Below are 323 nucleotides of genomic sequence, written 5' to 3' on the forward strand. Positions count from 1 at the left end.
TTACCGATGCGCTGGATGCAGATGTTATGCAGTGCAGAACACGCGAACGTGGGTCGATCCAACACACCCTTGTTTACTCGCATCTTGTAGCCCAGCTTGTTAAGAACAAGGATCGTGACTTCTGCCTCGTCTCCTATTTCCATAGGGTTGCTCTTATGTAAAAGATGATTCCGACCCATAGAATAACGGATGCGGCTAGCGCCAAGGCTGCGACGCACGTGTTCGAGTTCGTGATCTCGCTCAGTATCGAACTTGCCATCAACTTCGTAGTCAGCTTCGATCTCGGACGTGGCCAGTAGGCGTGACGCCGCCCCTTCAACTGC

The 323-nt window shown here is 52.3% G+C and carries 1 protein-coding gene; it reads right to left on the bottom strand.

Annotation, left to right across the window (positions count from 1 at the left end):
* Nucleotides 1–323 (bottom strand): hypothetical protein (locus AC1RP1_RS08135; protein ID WP_481762739.1); only part of this gene is annotated, 323 nt, incomplete at both ends.

Source organism: Dellaglioa sp. CoH-56-MRSF-13 (genome assembly GCF_056782095.1).